Annotated in this window: 13 protein-coding genes; 8 read left to right on the top strand and 5 right to left on the bottom strand. The window is 63.0% G+C overall.

Annotated features, from left to right (window positions below):
• The first annotated feature begins 83 nt into the window (after window positions 1–83).
• Window positions 84–1,004: an AraC family transcriptional regulator gene (locus tag OGV19_RS01350; protein WP_264311781.1), complete on the top strand. Its 921-nt coding sequence runs from the start codon at window positions 84–86 to the stop codon at window positions 1,002–1,004.
• A 20-nt stretch (window positions 1,005–1,024) separates the two neighbouring features.
• On the opposite strand, the gene OGV19_RS01345 is transcribed toward OGV19_RS01350, so the two are convergent.
• On the bottom strand, window positions 1,025–2,662 hold the full coding sequence (locus OGV19_RS01345; RefSeq protein ID WP_264311780.1) for a 5-guanidino-2-oxopentanoate decarboxylase: 1,638 nt from the start codon (window positions 2,660–2,662) through the stop codon (window positions 1,025–1,027).
• A gap of 114 nt (window positions 2,663–2,776) precedes the next feature.
• On the opposite strand from OGV19_RS01345, the gene OGV19_RS01340 reads away from it, so the two are divergent.
• Window positions 2,777–3,649, top strand: a complete 873-nt coding sequence (locus OGV19_RS01340; RefSeq protein ID WP_264311779.1) for a LysR substrate-binding domain-containing protein — start codon at window positions 2,777–2,779, stop codon at window positions 3,647–3,649.
• Window positions 3,650–3,692: 43 nt separating this feature from the next.
• On the opposite strand, the gene OGV19_RS01335 is transcribed toward OGV19_RS01340, so the two are convergent.
• Window positions 3,693–4,310: an NAD(P)-dependent oxidoreductase gene (locus tag OGV19_RS01335; RefSeq protein ID WP_264311778.1), complete on the bottom strand. Its 618-nt coding sequence runs from the start codon at window positions 4,308–4,310 to the stop codon at window positions 3,693–3,695.
• A gap of 27 nt (window positions 4,311–4,337) precedes the next feature.
• Window positions 4,338–5,213 (bottom strand): MBL fold metallo-hydrolase, encoded by an 876-nt coding sequence (locus OGV19_RS01330; protein ID WP_264311777.1) that lies wholly within the window; start codon window positions 5,211–5,213, stop codon window positions 4,338–4,340.
• A gap of 104 nt (window positions 5,214–5,317) precedes the next feature.
• On the opposite strand from OGV19_RS01330, the gene OGV19_RS01325 reads away from it, so the two are divergent.
• Both OGV19_RS01325 and OGV19_RS01320 read left to right on the top strand, forming a co-directional pair.
• A complete protein-coding gene (locus OGV19_RS01325; RefSeq protein WP_264311776.1) occupies window positions 5,318–6,226 on the top strand; it encodes a LysR family transcriptional regulator in 909 nt (302 codons plus the stop codon).
• 66 nt (window positions 6,227–6,292) lie between these two features.
• Complete coding sequence (locus tag OGV19_RS01320; RefSeq protein WP_264311775.1) at window positions 6,293–6,466, top strand: hypothetical protein; 174 nt, start codon at window positions 6,293–6,295, stop codon at window positions 6,464–6,466.
• A 19-nt stretch (window positions 6,467–6,485) separates the two neighbouring features.
• On the opposite strand, the gene OGV19_RS01315 is transcribed toward OGV19_RS01320, so the two are convergent.
• The gene (locus tag OGV19_RS01315) at window positions 6,486–7,355 is read right to left on the bottom strand and encodes an oxaloacetate decarboxylase (RefSeq protein WP_264311774.1); all 870 of its coding nucleotides are present in this window, start codon (window positions 7,353–7,355) and stop codon (window positions 6,486–6,488) included.
• Between the two features lie 347 nt (window positions 7,356–7,702).
• Between OGV19_RS01315 and OGV19_RS01310 the strand changes: the two genes are divergently transcribed.
• Window positions 7,703–9,154, top strand: coding sequence for an MDR family MFS transporter (locus OGV19_RS01310; RefSeq protein WP_264311773.1), 1,452 nt, complete (start codon window positions 7,703–7,705; stop codon window positions 9,152–9,154).
• Between the two features lie 70 nt (window positions 9,155–9,224).
• On the opposite strand, the gene ttgR is transcribed toward OGV19_RS01310, so the two are convergent.
• A complete protein-coding gene (gene ttgR, locus OGV19_RS01305) occupies window positions 9,225–9,857 on the bottom strand; it encodes an efflux transport transcriptional regulator TtgR (protein WP_264311772.1) in 633 nt (210 codons plus the stop codon).
• A 255-nt stretch (window positions 9,858–10,112) separates the two neighbouring features.
• On the opposite strand from ttgR, the gene ttgA reads away from it, so the two are divergent.
• The 3 genes from ttgA to OGV19_RS01290 are packed head-to-tail and all read left to right on the top strand — an operon-like array spanning window position 10,113 to window position 15,874.
• Window positions 10,113–11,267, top strand: coding sequence for a toluene efflux RND transporter periplasmic adaptor subunit TtgA (ttgA, locus tag OGV19_RS01300; RefSeq protein ID WP_264311771.1), 1,155 nt, complete (start codon window positions 10,113–10,115; stop codon window positions 11,265–11,267).
• A 3-nt stretch (window positions 11,268–11,270) separates the two neighbouring features.
• Window positions 11,271–14,423, top strand: coding sequence for a multidrug efflux RND transporter permease subunit TtgB (ttgB, locus tag OGV19_RS01295; RefSeq protein ID WP_264311770.1), 3,153 nt, complete (start codon window positions 11,271–11,273; stop codon window positions 14,421–14,423).
• On the top strand, window positions 14,420–15,874 hold the full coding sequence (locus OGV19_RS01290) for an AdeC/AdeK/OprM family multidrug efflux complex outer membrane factor (RefSeq protein ID WP_264311769.1): 1,455 nt from the start codon (window positions 14,420–14,422) through the stop codon (window positions 15,872–15,874). The genes ttgB and OGV19_RS01290 overlap by 4 nt, the downstream gene beginning before the upstream one ends.
• The last annotated feature ends 342 nt before the right edge of the window (window positions 15,875–16,216 follow it).

Below are 16,216 nucleotides of genomic sequence, written 5' to 3'. Positions count from 1 at the left end.
ATCAGGCAATCGGCGTGCAGCTTTCGACTAGCGCCCGCCATTGCCCAAACCTATGCTGCGTCAGTCAGTAGAGGAAAGCCATCATGACCACCGCCACGTCCATCGACCCAACCCTGGAAGTGCAACGCCAGGAGCTGGCCGAACTGATCCGCCGCCATGCCGCCGAACCCCACAGCACGATGTCGGCCATCGACGACCTGTACCTGGTCAGCTATCGGGAAAGCGTCCGCTCGGTGCCCACCCTGGCCCAGCCGGCTTTGTGCGTACTGGCCCACGGTAGCAAGAGCCTGTTTCTGGGCGACGAGCAGTATATCTACGACCCGCTGCATTACATGGTGGTGTCGGTGACCTTGCCGCTCAGTGGCGTGAAGCTCGATGCCAGCCCCGAAAACCCAAGCCTGGGCCTGCGGCTGGACCTGGACCCGGCCGAGATCAGCCAGCTGATCGCCGAAAGCGGTCCGATGCTGGTGCCCAGCCTGCCTTCCGGGCGTGGCTTGTACGTGGAGAGGACCGATGCGCAGTTGCTCGATGCCCTGCTGCGGCTGATCCGCCTGCTGGATTCGCCACGGGACATTGCCATGCTGGCGCCGCTGATCCGCCGCGAGATTCTCTACCGCCTGCTGCGTGGGCCGCAGGGTTATCGGCTGTACGAAATCGCCTTGGCCAACAGCCAGACTCATCGGGTCTGCCAGGCCATTACCTGGCTCAACCAGAACTTCCAGCAACCGTTGCGCATCGAGGACCTGGCCCGTGAGGTCAACCTCAGCACCTCGACCTTGCACCATCGGTTCAAGGCCGTGACGTCCATGAGCCCGTTGCAGTACCAGAAGCAATTGCGCCTGCAGGAAGCCCGGCGGCTGATGCTCAACGACGGGCTTGAGGCGGCGGTGGCGGGGTATCGGGTGGGGTATGAAAGCCCTTCGCAGTTCAGCCGCGAGTACAGCCGGCTGTATGGCGCGCCGCCGATACGCGATGTGGCGCGGTTGCGCGCCACAGCGGAGTAATGTGTTGCCGGCAGCTTCAGTTAACCTGCAACTGCCGCCTGCCACTGATTCTGATCAACCTGAATCAACGTCGGCCCCTTGCGCTCCACCGCACGCCCCAGCGCCGCCTGCAACTGCGCGACATCCGCCACATGCTCCGCGTCAGCGCCCAACGCACGGGCCACGCCGATGAAGTCCGGGGTATGGATATCCACCCCGACCGGCTCGATGGCGCGGTTGACCATGTACTTCTTGATTTCCTCGTAGCCTTGGTTGTTCCACAGCAGCACGATCAGCGGTACCTGCGCCTCTACCGCACTGGCCAGCTCCGGCAAGGTGAACTGCATGCCACCATCGCCAATCAGGCAAACCGACGGCGCACGCTCGGCGATCTGCGCGGCGCTGCCCAGCCAGGCGCCCATCGCCGCCGGCAATGCATAGCCCAGGGTGCCGTAGCCGGTCGAGGCATTGAACCAGCGGCGTGGCTGATCCATGTCCAGCGTGAGGTTGCCGGAGTACACCGGCTGGGTCGAATCCCCGACCAGGATGGCATTGGGCAGCGTCTCGAGGATACTGGTCAGCAGGCGAGTCTGGCTCAGGGTCGGCTGATCCCAGCTGCCCGCCAGCGACTGGCGCAGACGCGCGACGCGCGCTTGCCCCCAAGCACTTTCACGCGCTGGCAGCGGCTGATGCTGCAAGGCGGCGACCAGCGCCTCGGCGGCCAGGTCTGCGTCTGCAACCAGCGCCAGCTCCGGCAGATAGTTGCGCACGGTCTGGTCCGGGTCGATGTCGATCCGCAGCAGGCTGCCGGGGATCTCGAAGCCGCCCTTGAAGGTCACGTCATAGTCGGTCTCGGCCAGCTCGGTGCCGATGGCCAACACCACATCCGCCTCCGCCACCAGTGCACGGGTAGCCGGCAGCGACTGGGTAGAGCCGATTTGCAACGGATGGTCAGAGGCCAGCAACCCTTTGGCATTGATGGTCAATGCCACCGGTGCCTGAAGCTGCTCTGCCAAACGTGCCAGCGAAGCGCCAGCGTTCAACGCACCACCACCGGCCAGGATCAACGGGCGCTTCGCCTGCGCCAGGCGCTCGGCCATCAGCGCCACGGCCTGCGGTGCGGCACCGGCACGGCTGCTACGGACCGGGCGGGCCGGCAACAGGTGATCGGCCGGTTCGACCAGTACGTCCAGAGGAATCTCGATATGCACCGGGCGCGGTCGGGCGCCATCGAACACGGCAAAGGCCCGGGCCAGTACCTGGGGCAGGTCGTCGGCGCTCATCAGGGTCTGGGAGAAGGCAGCCACACCCGACACCAGTGCAGACTGGTTGGGCAACTCGTGCAGCTTGCCACGGCCTCCGCCCAGCTGATCGCGCGATTGCACGCTGGAGATCACCAGCATCGGGATCGAATCGGCATAGGCCTGGCCCATGGCGGTGGTGATGTTGGTCATCCCCGGGCCGGTGATGATGAAGCACACACCCGGTTTGCCACGTGTCCGTGAATAGCCATCAGCCATGAAACCGGCACCTTGCTCATGGCGCGGGGTGATATGACGAATGGAGGACGTTGCCAGGCCGCGATAGAGCTCAACGGTATGCACGCCTGGAATGCCGAAGACATGGTCCACACCATAGCCTTCAAGGAGTTTGACCAGTACTTCGCCGCAGGTTGCCATGTGTATTTACCTTGAGTCTCGTTGGAATCTACGCGTATTGGACCCAAGGCAGCGCTATCGCCACAATGCAAAAAAACACATACTAGCCATGTCTTCAAATCATGGCTCAGCGCAATGAAACGGCTCCCGCCCCTGCCCGCCCTGCACACCTTCCTGATCACTGCACAGCACTGTAATTTCACCCGTGCCGGGCAGGAGTTGCACATCACCCAAGGCGCCGTCAGCCGGCAGATCGCCGCACTGGAGGAGCACCTCGGTTACGCCCTGTTCCAGCGCCAGGCGCGCGGCCTGAGCCTGACGCGTGAAGGCCAGGACTGGCTGCCGCGGGTGCAGCAGGTGTTTGCGCTGATCGAACAAGGGGTACGGGAAGTCGGCGGGCATCACGCCACCTTGCAGCTCAAGGCCCCGACCTGCGTGATGCGCTGGCTGCTGCCGCGTTTGATGGAATGGCAGGCGCTGCGCCCCGATGTACCGGTAGAGCTGACCACCACGGTGCAGCATGGCGTGGATTTTCGCCGCGAAGGCTTCGACGCAGCGGTGGTGTACGGCAGCCTGCCGAACCATGGGCTGCAGGTGCGCAAACTGTTCGACGAACAACTGACCCCCGTGTGTGCACCTTCGCTGCTGCAAGGCCCCTTGCCGCTGGTGAAGATCGACGACCTGATGCGGCACATGCTCCTGCACCCCTCGCGTGACGAGCATGACTGGCGGTTATGGCTGCAGGCGGCCGGCGCAACATTCGATGCACAGGGGCCGAAACAGCATTTCGAGACATTGGACATGGCGATGGCCATGGCATCGCAAGGGACTGGCGTGGCCATCGGCGATTGGTCGCTGATCGGCGATGACTTGCACAGCGGTCGGCTGTGCATGCCATTTGCCTTGAAGGTGACCACCGGCAAAGGCTATTACCTGGTCAGCCAGGCCAAGCACCTGCCAGCCGGGCTGGTCGAGTTGATGGACTGGCTGCAGGCGCGAGCCTTGTAGGAGCGGCCTTTCGTGACGCAAGGCCGCTCCTACAGGTCCCCAGCTAGAGGTAACCGACCGTGAACCGCGTCCGCGAATGCGCTGGTTTCTCAAGCTCATCGAGCATGGCAATCGCATAGTCGGCAAAAGTGATCCAGCTCTTGCCCTCGGCACCTATCAGCAGATGATCCTTGCCCAGCGTGTAATGCCCGCTGCGTTCGCCTTCGACAAACTCCGCCGACGGCGACAGGAAGGTCCAGTCCAGGTTCGGCTCCTGGCGCAATACCTCAAGAAAGCGCACCCCGGCACTCGCCTCGGCCTTGTAGGCCTCGGGGAAGTCCGGGCTGTCGATCACCCGATGCCCCGATGGCAGCAGCAGGCTACCGGCCCCGCCCACCACCAACAGGCGCTTGACCCCGGCACGCTTGACCGGCTCGATGATCGCGTGCGCTTCGAGGGTCGAAAAATGCGCAGCGCTCAACACCGCGTCCACACCGGCGACAGCCGCTTGCAGCGCCGCCCTGTCCTTGGCGTCCAGTGCCTTGACCGTTACCCCCTCACGCCCCTGCAGCCGCGACGGGTCACGGGCAATGGCCACGACACTGTGGCCGCGACGCAGGGCCTCTTCCAGCAACTGGCTGCCGGCGCGGCCGGTGGCACCAATGATTGCGATCTTGCTCATGGGAAATACTCCATCAATTGAACGGAATTACCACTTCATCTCGCCCTTGGCGACCTTGGCGCCGAGCTCCAGCGAGCTCTCATCGGCCAAGTCGGGGTAGCGTTTTTTCATCGCGACGACCAATGCAGCAGCATCGTTCGCCTTGGCGGCTTCGGCATCGAACGCCTGTATATAGTCGGCGGTGAAGCGCACGGCTGTGAGCGAACGGCTGCTCTGGCCCAGGTAATGCCCAGGCACCACGGTGCGCGGGGCCAACTGCTCGATCCGCGCGAGCGTGCCTAGCCAGTCGGCATGCGACTTGGCCGACTGGGTATCGGCCATCCACACATGGATATGTTCTGCGACCACCACCCCGCCGACGACCGCCTTGATCGACGGAATCCAGACAAAGCTGCGATCGGGCTGCGGGCCGTCCAGGCCAACCACATCGAGCGCTTGGCCTTCCAGGGTCAGGCGATGGCCTTCAAGCACCTGCGGCACGACCAGCCGAGCCGGCTTGTCCGCGCCCATCTGCGGGCCCCAGTAGGCCAACTTGGCGTCCATGGTCTGGCGGATATGGGCGACGGTGGCGGCCGAGGCGACCACCTTGGCAGCGGGGAAGGCCTGGGTCAGCGTGTCGAGACCGAAGTAATAATCCGGGTCGCCATGGCTGATGTAGATGGTTGTCAGCCGCTTGCCACCGGCGCGCAAGCGCTCGACCACCTGTTCGGCCTGGGCCTTGCCGAACTGGGCATCGACCAGGATGGCATCCTTCGCGCCACTGACAATCACCGAACTGACCGGGAAAATTGCCTCGTGCCCAGGGTTGTAGACGTCCAACTGCAACGGTTCGGCCGCCAGCGCCTGGCCGGTCAGTGCAACACAGGCCAGCAGCAGGCCACGCAAGGGAGTGAATAGTGACATCGCAACGATCCGTCCTTTAGAAGAATGCTCAACAGCTTAGTTGCCCGATCCATGACAAAAAATGCGATGCTCGAACATAGTTTGTTTCTAAAATCGAGCAAATCATGGACCGTCTCAACGCGATGCGCGTTTTTGTCACTGTCGTCGACCTGGGCAGCCAGTCTGCGGCAGCCGATCACCTGCAGCTGTCCCGGCCAGTGGTTTCACGCTACCTGGCGGAGCTTGAGGATTGGGTCGGCGCACGGCTGATGCAGCGCACCACGCGCAAGTTGAGCCTGACCGCCGCCGGCCAGGAAACACTGCCCCGCTGCCGCCAACTGCTGGAACTTGCCGGCGACCTGCAGGTTGCCGTGCGCCAACCGGACGACGCCCCCCGTGGTGCGCTGCGCATCAGCGTCAGTACCTCATTCGGCCAGGCTCAATTGGTGGACGCAGTGGCCGCGTATGTACGGCGCTATCCCGGGGTGAAGGTCGAGCTGCAGATGCTCGATCGCACGGTCAACCTGGTGGACGAGCGCATCGACCTGGCCATCCGCACCAGCAACGACCTGGACCCGAACCTGATCGCCCGGCGCCTGACCGTGTGCCGCTCAGTGGTGTGCGCGGCCCCAGGCTACCTGCGTGAGCATGGCACGCCGCAGCGGGTCGAGGAGCTGAGCGGGCACAACTGCCTGACCCATGCCTACTTCGGCCACCACCTCTGGCACTTCGAGGTGGAAGGCCAGGCGATTGCCGTTCCGGTCGAGGGCAACATCAGTGCCAATGAAGCCATGACGCTGCAAAAGGCGGCGCTGGCTGGCGCGGGCATTGCCATGTTGCCGACCTACCAAGCCGCCGCCGCCCTGCGCACGGGCGAGCTGGTGCGCCTGTTGCCCGAAGCACGGCCACGGGAGCTCAATTTGAATGCGGTGTACACCTCACGCAAGCACATGCCGGCGACCTTGCGCAGCATGCTGGACTTTCTTGCGCAGCGGTTCAGGGACGAACCGGAATGGGATCAGGACCTGGTGTAACCCAGCGCCGGGGGATTGGCCTACGCTTAGAGGTATCACCTGGCGTTGTAACAGGAGGTGAGCACCATGGGCATCAAAACAAGAAGGTTTGCGCTGGTGATGGCGCTGTTTGCCGTCGCCGGGCTATACGGCTCGGCCTGCTGGCGGGTCGAGTTGCTGCGCAACCAACCCAGCTCGGCAGCCAACTGTCAGCACGCGCACTGCGTGCCACAAAGCGCAACCTTGAGCGCCGTCCGTTGAGCTGACGGCGCCCTGCCGGTCACTCCTCGACGCTCATGTACTCCTTGGCCCAGCGGATGTAATCCTCGGGTTGGGTGTAGGTGTGCGAGAGTTCGGTGGCGCTGAGGTTCTCGGACTTGTTCTGCTGGCCGCGCTGCAGGCGCAGGCAGTCGTAGGTAGCCTTGATGGCGGCAAAGTATGCCGCATGGCCATCGACCACGATGCGTACGCCCAGGCGCGCCAGACGCTCGTCATCGCGCAGGTTGGGGTTGGCGTAGGTCACCAGCATCAACGGCACGGTCAGGTGCTCGGCGATCTGTTCAAGCTGCTCGAAGTCCTTCACCCCAACCATGCAGATACCGTCAGCCCCGGCCTTCTGGTAGCTCTGGGTGCGTACGATGATTTCTTCGGTGGTGAGCACACCGGCGTTGGTGCGAGCAATGATCGACAGCGACGAATCGACCCGCGCTTCAAGCGCTGCGCGAATCTTGCCGACGCCTTCATCGACCGGAATCAGATCGGTGGACTTGCGCCCGAACTGGGCCGGCAGCAGCGTATCTTCGAGGGTCAGTGCCGCCACGCCGGCACGCTCCAGCTCGATGACCGTACGCATGACATTCAGCGCGTTGCCATAGCCGTGGTCGGCATCGGCGAGCACCGGCAACTGCGCCACACGGCCAATGCGCGTGGCCTGCTCGACGAACTCGCTCAAGGTGATCAAGGCAAAATCCGGTGCGGCCAGTACCTGCAGCGAAGCCACCGAACCGCCAAGAATGCCGACCTCGAAGCCCAGGTCAGCGGCGATGCGTGCCGACATCGGGTCGAATACCGACGCTGTGTGGTAGCAGGAACCTGAAGCGAGCAGCTCGCGGAAGGCAAAACGCAAATCTTGGTGGGAAGCCCTGGGCATGATCACTCCGCAATAACGTGAAATTGAACGGTTGCTACCGACCCCTGAATCGGGTCTACCTGACCTGTTCCAACCGTCGCCATCTGGGCGGTCATGCTCGACATGCAGGCAGAGGAATAAAAGGTGTGGGATACAGCGGCACGAAAACCCTGCGGCAAATCGCTGCACCAAGCTGGTGCAGGCCACGGATTACAGCCCCTGCGGTAAAGCCACGATATCACGCAGCCATGCCTCACTGGATGAATGCGCCAATGCCGATCTTGCATAGGGGATGCAGATAGTACATAGGAAGCTACCTAAGTCAGGTTACAATTCATCGGCCTCATCGCCATTGCCAAGGTAATTCCGTGACCGCCGCCCTGCCCCCGACCGTCCTGCGCAACGTGCTGACAGCCCTGATGCTGGCCATCTTCCTCGGCGCGCTCGACCAAACCATCGTCGCCGTCTCGCTACCGGCCATTTCCGCACAGTTCAACGATGTCGGCCTGCTCGCCTGGGTGATCTCCGGCTACATGGTGGCGATGACGGTGGCGGTGCCGATCTACGGCAAACTGGGCGACCTGTATGGTCGGCGGCGGATGATCCTGACCGGTATCTCGCTGTTTACCTTGGCGTCGATTGCCTGCGCCCTCGCTCAGGACATGCAGCAGTTGGTGCTGGCGCGCGTGCTGCAAGGGGTTGGCGCGGGTGGCATGGTGTCGGTAAGTCAGGCGATCATTGGCGACTTCGTGCCACCGCGGGAGCGTGGCCGTTACCAGGGCTATTTCAGCAGTATGTACGCCGTGGCCAGCGTTGCCGGGCCGGTGCTTGGCGGCTGGCTGACCGAGTACCTGTCCTGGCGCTGGGTGTTCTGGATCAACCTGCCACTGGGTGTGGTGGCGTTGTGGGCGATTCAGCGCGCGCTCGGCGACATGCCGGTCAAGCGGCGCAACGCCCAGGTGGATTACCTCGGCGCCGTGTTGCTGACGGTTGGCCTGGGCAGCCTGCTGCTGGGCATTACCCTGGTCGGCCAGGGCCAAGCCTGGACCGCGCCGCCGGTGCTGGCGCTGTTTGCCTGCGCCGTGCTCGGCCTGGTGCTGTTCATCGGCCATGAGCGGCGCTGCCAGGAGCCACTGCTGCCCCTCGGCCTGTTCGGCAACCGCGTGGCGGTGCTGTGTTGGGGTGTGATCTTTTTCGCAAGCTTCCAGTCGATTTCCCTGACCATGCTCATGCCCTTGCGCTATCAGGGCATCACCGGTGCCGGTGCCGACAGCGCTGCGCTGCACTTGCTGCCACTGGTCATGGGCCTGCCCATGGGGGCCTATACCGGTGGTCGCATGACCAGCCGCACCGGGCGCTACAAACCGCAGATTCTGGCCGGTGCGCTATTGATGCCCGTGGCCATCTTCGCCATGGCGATGACACCGCCGCAGTCGGCCCTGCTCAGCGCTGTGTTCATGCTGCTGGCCGGCATTGCCTGCGGGCTGCAGTTTCCGACTTCGCTGGTGGGCACGCAGAGTGCGGTGGACAGCAAGGACATCGGCGTGGCCACCAGTACCACCAACCTGTTCCGCTCGCTCGGGGGGGCCATGGGGGTGGCGTGCATGTCCAGCTTGCTGCTAGCGCTGCTGCACCAGGGTGGGTTCGAGCTGCTGGGCAATCCATTGCTGGGGAGCCTGAAAGCTGGCGAGGCAGACCCCGTGACACAGGCAAGGTTGCTGGAGACCTTCAGGCATCTGCTGATGGGCAGTGGCGGGGTCGCACTGCTGGGGCTGGTGGTGGCGCTGGCGTTGCCGGACCGGCAACTTCGCGGGCATTAAAAGCACAGGCCGCTTTTAATGCCCCGTTAATACAATGAGGAAACACTCCCTCACAATCCTTAACAAAGAGTCATTTGCGCAGAGCCGGGCTCAAGCGCAGCATATCCAGCCCGGTGTCGACCCATTTTTCGACATCACGCAGCAGATCGAAACTGTCCGGCAGCAGCAACCAGCGCCCGATCAGGCCATCGACATAGGCAAACATGGCCACCGCCGCGCGCTCGGCATCCAGCTCGGCAGGCAACTGGCCCCGGCGTACTGCATTGGCAAGCGCCAGGGTAATGCCCTTGTGGCAATCCAGCACCGTGCTCTGGCGCTGCTGGCGAATTTCACACATGTCATCGGTGAACTCGCACTTGTGATGCAGGATTTCGTTGATACGCCGGGTTCGGGCATCGAGCACCAGCTCGTTGAACACTTGCAGCAGCAGCTTGCGCATGCAACCCAACGGGTCGAGTTCGTCCTCGCTTTCGCTGGCGCGGGCCAGGTGGTCATGCGCTTCGTGCAGGCTGTCGAGCAGCGCCTGCACCAGTTCCGCCTTGTTATTGAAGTGCCAGTAGATCGCACCTCGGGTCACACCCGCCAGTTCGGCAATGTCAGCCAAGGTGGTTCGCGCAACCCCGCGCTTGTAGAAGGCCTTTTCCGCCGCCTCGATGATCTGGGCGCGGGTTTCCTGGGCTTCTTCTTTGGTTCTACGGACCATGGCAGTACAACCTCATCTGGGCCCGGGCGCGCGGCGCGCTCGGGGAAACCGCCGGGGTCGCCTCTGCAGGGCGTCTCCCGGATGGGCTAATCAAGGGCTGGGGGAGTAATCAACTACTCCCCCAGCGGTATTTACAAACAACCATGAATGTAAGTATATTCCTTAGCAAGCTATTTATCCACCGGATAGCATTTTTCTGATCAGACTCTTCCATTACTCTTGAGCGTCTCCTGCTCCAGCGACCCGAGGATCCTCATGCAATTCAAGCCAGCCGTTACCGCTCTGGTTTCCGCCGTCGCCCTGGCAACTCTGCTCAGTGGCTGCAAGAAAGAAGAAGCAGCGCCCGCGGCGCAGGCTCCTCAGGTCGGCGTCGTGACCCTCCAGCCACAAACCTTCACCCTGACCTCGGAATTGCCGGGGCGTACCACGTCCTATCGCGTCGCCGAAGTGCGCCCGCAGGTCAATGGCATCATTCTCAAGCGCCTGTTCAAGGAAGGCAGCGACGTCAAGGAAGGCCAGCAGCTGTACCAGATCGACCCTGCCGTCTACGAGGCCAACCTGGCCAATGCCCAGGCCAACCTGCAGGCGACCCGCTCGCTCGCCGAGCGCTACAAGCAGCTGATCGATGAACAGGCTGTCTCCAAGCAGGAATACGACGACGCCAATGCCAAACGATTGCAGGCAGAAGCTGCACTGAAAAGTGCCCAGATCGACCTGCGCTACACCAAGGTTCTGGCACCGATCAGCGGCCGCATCGGCCGTTCCACGTTCACCGAGGGCGCGCTGGTGAGCAATGGCCAGACCAACGCCATGGCCACCATCCAGCAACTCGACCCGGTCTACGTCGACGTAACCCAGTCCACCGCCGAGCTGCTCAAGCTGCGCCGTGACCTGGAAAGCGGTCAGTTGCAGAAGGCCGGCGATAACGCCGCCTCGGTGCAACTGATCCTCGAAGACGGCAGCCTGTTCAAACAGCAAGGTCGCCTGGAGTTCTCCGAAGTCGCGGTCGACGAGACCACCGGTTCGGTGACCTTGCGCGCGATCTTCCCGAACCCCGACCACACCCTGCTGCCAGGCATGTTCGTGCATGCCCGCCTGCGCGCCGGGGTCAACGCCAACGCCATCCTGGCCCCACAGCAGGGCGTGACCCGCGACCTCAAGGGCGCACCGACCGCACTGGTGGTCAACCAGGAAAACAAGGTCGAACTGCGCCAGCTCAAGGCCAGCCGTACCCTGGGCAGTGACTGGCTGATCGAGGAAGGCCTGAACGCAGGCGACCGCCTGATCACCGAAGGCCTGCAGTACGTACGCCCAGGTGTCGAGGTCAAGGTCAGCGAAGCCACCAACGTCAATAAGCCGGCCAGCCCTGATCAGGCCAACGCGGCGAAAGTAGACGCCAAAGCGGAGTAAACCATGTCGAAGTTCTTTATCGATCGCCCGATCTTCGCCTGGGTGATCGCCTTGGTGATCATGCTGGTCGGGGCACTGTCGATCCTGAAGTTGCCGATCAACCAGTACCCGAGCATCGCGCCACCGGCCATCGCCATCGCCGTGTCCTACCCGGGCGCCTCGGCGCAGACGGTGCAGGACACCGTGGTGCAGGTCATCGAGCAGCAGCTCAACGGTATCGACAACCTGCGTTATGTGTCTTCGGAGAGTAACTCCGACGGCAGCATGACCATCACCGCCACCTTCGAGCAAGGCACCAACGCCGACACCGCGCAGGTTCAGGTTCAGAACAAGCTGAACCTGGCCACCCCGCTGTTGCCGCAAGAAGTCCAGCAACAAGGTATTCGCGTTACCAAGGCGGTGAAAAACTTCCTGCTGGTGATCGGCCTGGTGTCCGAAGATGGCAGCATGACCAAGGACGACTTGGCCAACTACATCGTCTCGAACATGCAGGACCCGATTTCGCGGACTGCCGGCGTGGGTGACTTCCAGGTGTTCGGTGCCCAGTACGCCATGCGTATCTGGCTCGATCCGGCCAAGCTGAACAAGTTCCAGCTGACGCCCGTCGACGTCAAGACCGCAGTCGCTGCGCAGAACGTGCAGGTGTCGTCCGGCCAGCTCGGCGGCCTGCCGGCCATGCCGGGTACCCAGCTCAACGCCACCATCATCGGCAAGACCCGCCTGCAGACCGCCGAGCAGTTCGAGAAGATCCTGCTCAAGGTCAACAACGACGGCTCGCAGGTTCGCCTGGGCGATGTCGCCGAGGTTGGCCTGGGCGGCGAGAACTACGCCGTCAGCGCCCAGTTCAACGGCAAGCCTGCTTCGGGCCTGGCGGTCAAGCTGGCGACCGGCGCCAACGCCCTGGACACCGCCAAGGCACTGCGCCAGACCATCAGCGACCTCGAACCGTTCTTCCCGCCGGGCGTGAAGGCCGTGTTCCCGTATGACACCACACCCGTGGTCACCGAATCGATCAGCGGGGTAATCCACACCCTGATCGAAGCCGTGGTCCTGGTGTTCCTGGTGATGTACCTGTTCCTGCAGAACTTCCGTGCCACCATCATCACCACCATGACCGTGCCGGTGGTGTTGCTGGGTACCTTCGGCATCCTTGCCGCTGCGGGCTTCAGTATCAACACCCTGACCATGTTCGCCATGGTCCTGGCCATCGGCTTGCTGGTGGACGATGCCATCGTCGTGGTGGAGAACGTCGAACGGGTGATGTCCGAGGAAGGCTTGCCGCCCAAGGAAGCCACCAAGCGCTCCATGGAGCAGATCCAGGGTGCTCTGGTGGGTATTGCCCTGGTGCTGTCGGCGGTACTGCTGCCAATGGCCTTCTTCGGCGGCTCCACGGGTGTGATCTACCGGCAGTTCTCCATCACCATCGTCTCGGCCATGGGCCTGTCGGTGCTGGTGGCGCTGATCTTCACCCCGGCATTGTGCGCAACCATGCTCAAGCCGCTGAAGAAGGGCGAGCACCACACGGCCAAAGGCGGTTTCTTCGGCTGGTTCAACCGCAACTTCGACCGCAGCGTGAACGGCTACGAGCGCAGCGTGGGTACCATCCTGCGCAACAAAGTGCCGTTCCTGCTGGCCTACGCCCTGATCGTGGTGGGCATGATCTGGCTGTTCGCCCGCATCCCGACTGCGTTCTTGCCTGAAGAAGACCAGGGCGTACTGTTCGCCCAGGTGCAGACCCCGGCTGGCTCCAGTGCCGAGCGCACCCAGGTGGTGGTCGACCAGATGCGTGAGTACCTGCTCAAGGAAGAAGCCGACACCGTGGCTTCGGTATTTACCGTGAACGGCTTCAACTTCGCGGGCCGCGGCCAGAGCTCGGGCATGGCGTTCATCATGCTCAAGCCATGGGGGGAGCGTTCGGCAGAGAACAGCGTGTTCAACCTGTCTACGCGCGCCCAGCAGCATTTCTTCAGCTTCCGCGATGCGATGGTGTTCGCCTTCGCCCCGCCGGCTGTACTCGAACTGGGTAACGCCACCGGCTTCGATGTGTTCCTTCAGGACCGCGCCGGGGTTGGCCATGCCAAGCTGATGGAAGCGCGCAACCAGTTCCTGGCCAAGGCCGCACAAAGCAAGATCCTCATGGCAGTGCGCCCGAACGGCCTGAACGATGAGCCGCAGTACCAACTGACCATCGACGACGAACGTGCCAGTGCCCTGGGCGTGACCATCGCCGACATCAACAACACCCTGTCGATTGCCCTGGGTGCCAGCTACGTCAACGACTTCATCGACCGTGGTCGGGTCAAGAAGGTCTACATCCAGGGTGAACCGAACGCCCGGATGAGCCCGGAAGACCTGCAGAAGTGGTACGTGCGCAACGGTAAGGGCGAGATGGTGCCGTTCTCCTCCTTCGCCAAGGGCGAATGGACCTACGGTTCGCCGAAACTGTCGCGTTACAACGGCGTGGAAGCGGTCGAGGTGCTGGGTGCTCCGGCTCCGGGCTACAGTACCGGTGAGGCCATGGCTGAAGTCGAGCGAATCGTCGGCGAGTTGCCTAGCGGCATCGGTTTCTCCTGGACGGGTATGTCCTACGAGGAAAAACTGTCTGGCTCGCAGATGCCAGCGCTGTTCGCCCTCTCGATCCTGTTCGTGTTCCTGTGCCTGGCAGCCCTGTACGAAAGCTGGTCGATCCCGATCGCGGTCGTACTGGTAGTACCGCTGGGTATCATCGGTGCGCTGATCGCCACCAGCCTGCGCGGGTTGTCCAACGACGTGTACTTCCTGGTCGGCCTGTTGACCACCATTGGCCTGGCGGCGAAGAACGCGATTCTGATCGTCGAATTCGCCAAGGAACTGCACGAGCAGGGCCGTAGCCTGTATGACGCCACCATCGAAGCATGCCGCATGCGTCTGCGCCCGATCATCATGACCTCGCTGGCGTTCATCCTCGGCGTGGTACCGTTGACCATCGCCAGCGGCGCGGGCGCCGGCAGCCAGCATGCCATCGGCACCGGTGTGATCGGCGGCATGATCAGTGCGACCGTGTTGGCAATCTTCTGGGTACCGCTATTCTTCGTCGCTGTGTCGTCGGTGTTCGGCAGCAAAAAGCCGGAAACAGACGCCACCCCTGAAACTCCACGTTATGAGGCTGGGCAATGACCAAGTCTTTGTTGTCCCTGGCGGTATCTGCTTTGATTCTTGGCGGCTGCTCGCTTATTCCTGACTACCAGACCCCGGATGCGCCGGTGGCTGCGCAGTGGCCGCAAGGCCCTGCGTACTCGCCGACCGAGTCGGCAGACGTTGCCGCCGCCGAACAGGGCTGGCGCCAGTTCTTCCACGACCCGGCGCTGCAGCAACTGATCCAGACCTCGCTGGTCAACAACCGCGACCTGCGTGTCGCGGCGCTGAACATCGACGCCTACCGCGCGCAGTACCGTATCCAGCGGGCCGACCTGTTCCCGGCGGTTTCGGCCACGGGCAGCGGCAGCCGCCAGCGCGTACCGGCGAACACGTCGCAGACCGGCCAAGCCGAAATCACCAGCCAGTACTCGGCCACCCTCGGCGTCAGTGCCTATGAGCTGGACCTGTTCGGCCGTGTGCGCAGCCTGAGCGAGCAAGCCCTCGAAACCTACCTGTCCAGCGAGCAGGCGCGACGCTCCACGCAGATCGCCCTGGTGGCCAGTGTGGCCAACGCCTACTACACCTGGCAGGCGGATCAGGCGCTGTTCAAGCTGACCGAAGAGACCCTGAAGACCTACCAGGAAAGCTACAACCTGACCCGCCGCAGCAACGAAGTTGGGGTAGCCTCGGCCCTCGACCTCAGCCAGGCACGTACTGCCGTCGAAGGCGCGCGGGTCAAGTACTCGCAGTACCAGCGCCTGGTGGCTCAGGACCTCAACAGCCTGACCGTGCTGCTGGGCACCGGCGTACCGGCCGACCTGCCCAAGCCGCTGGAGCTCAATGCCGACCAGCTTGCCGAAGTACCGGCCGGCCTGCCGTCGGACATCCTCCAGCGCCGCCCGGACATCCAGGAAGCCGAGCACCTGCTCAAGGCCGCCAACGCCAACATCGGCGCAGCCCGTGCAGCGTTCTTCCCGAGCATCAGCCTGACCGCCAACGCCGGGACCTTGAGCCCGGACATGGGCGGCCTGTTCAAGGGAGGGTCGGGTACCTGGCTGTTCCAGCCACAGATCAACCTGCCGATTTTCAACGCCGGCAGCCTGAAGGCCAGCCTGGACTACTCGAAGATCCAGAAGGACATCAACGTCGCCCAGTACGAAAAGACCATCCAGACTGCCTTCCAGGAAGTCTCCGATGGCCTGGCTGCGCGCAAGACCTTCGAAGAGCAGCTGCAGGCGCAACGTGACCTGGTGCAAGCCAACCAGGATTACTACCGCCTGGCAGAGCGTCGCTACCGGATTGGTATCGACAGCAACCTGACCTTCCTCGACGCCCAACGTAACCTGTTCAGCGCCCAACAGGCACTGATCGGTGATCGCCTGTCGCAGCTGACCAGCGAGGTCAACCTGTACAAGGCGCTCGGCGGTGGCTGGTACGAGCAGACCGGGCAGGCCAATCAGCAGGCTTCGGTGCAGACACCGAAAGGCTGAATGATCTGGTAGCAGCATCAAGCCCACCTTCGCGGTGGGCTTTTTGTTTTCGGTTGCCAGTGCCGGCCTCTTCGCGGGGCAAGCCCGCTCCCACAGGCTCCATGCAATTGGGAATTGTGCGGTATCTGTGGGAGCGGGCTTGCCCCGCGAAGAGGCCGGCACTGACAATAGTTAACCAACTGGAACATTCCGTTCGATTATCGCCCCATACCGTCCGCGACGAATTGCCTCGCCCCTTCCCAACCCCGCACCATCCGCTCACGCAACGTTGCCCACGTTCATCAAAAGACCCGCACCTGCAGGCCGCATCCTGCAGCACGACGGCTCGCCCATAAAAACAAG

Origin of the sequence: Pseudomonas putida (genome assembly GCF_025905425.1) — a bacterium.
Lineage (GTDB): Bacteria > Pseudomonadota > Gammaproteobacteria > Pseudomonadales > Pseudomonadaceae > Aquipseudomonas > Aquipseudomonas putida_AF.
The sequence above is the reverse complement of the archived record's forward strand: the minus strand, read 5'-3'. Positions and strand labels throughout refer to the sequence as shown.

What these genes read in the sequence shown, in the direction of transcription:
- OGV19_RS01350 (WP_264311781.1), top strand. Translation starts at nt 84, where the DNA reads ATGACCACCGCCACGTCCATCGACCCAACCCTGGAAGTGCAACGCCAG.
- OGV19_RS01345 (WP_264311780.1), bottom strand. Translation starts at nt 2,662, where the DNA reads ATGGCAACCTGCGGCGAAGTACTGGTCAAACTCCTTGAAGGCTATGGT.
- OGV19_RS01340 (WP_264311779.1), top strand. Translation starts at nt 2,777, where the DNA reads ATGAAACGGCTCCCGCCCCTGCCCGCCCTGCACACCTTCCTGATCACT.
- OGV19_RS01335 (WP_264311778.1), bottom strand. Translation starts at nt 4,310, where the DNA reads ATGAGCAAGATCGCAATCATTGGTGCCACCGGCCGCGCCGGCAGCCAG.
- OGV19_RS01330 (WP_264311777.1), bottom strand. Translation starts at nt 5,213, where the DNA reads ATGTCACTATTCACTCCCTTGCGTGGCCTGCTGCTGGCCTGTGTTGCA.
- OGV19_RS01325 (WP_264311776.1), top strand. Translation starts at nt 5,318, where the DNA reads ATGGACCGTCTCAACGCGATGCGCGTTTTTGTCACTGTCGTCGACCTG.
- OGV19_RS01320 (WP_264311775.1), top strand. Translation starts at nt 6,293, where the DNA reads ATGGGCATCAAAACAAGAAGGTTTGCGCTGGTGATGGCGCTGTTTGCC.
- OGV19_RS01315 (WP_264311774.1), bottom strand. Translation starts at nt 7,355, where the DNA reads ATGCCCAGGGCTTCCCACCAAGATTTGCGTTTTGCCTTCCGCGAGCTG.
- ttgR (WP_264311772.1), bottom strand. Translation starts at nt 9,857, where the DNA reads ATGGTCCGTAGAACCAAAGAAGAAGCCCAGGAAACCCGCGCCCAGATC.
- ttgA (WP_264311771.1), top strand. Translation starts at nt 10,113, where the DNA reads ATGCAATTCAAGCCAGCCGTTACCGCTCTGGTTTCCGCCGTCGCCCTG.
- ttgB (WP_264311770.1), top strand. Translation starts at nt 11,271, where the DNA reads ATGTCGAAGTTCTTTATCGATCGCCCGATCTTCGCCTGGGTGATCGCC.
- OGV19_RS01290 (WP_264311769.1), top strand. Translation starts at nt 14,420, where the DNA reads ATGACCAAGTCTTTGTTGTCCCTGGCGGTATCTGCTTTGATTCTTGGC.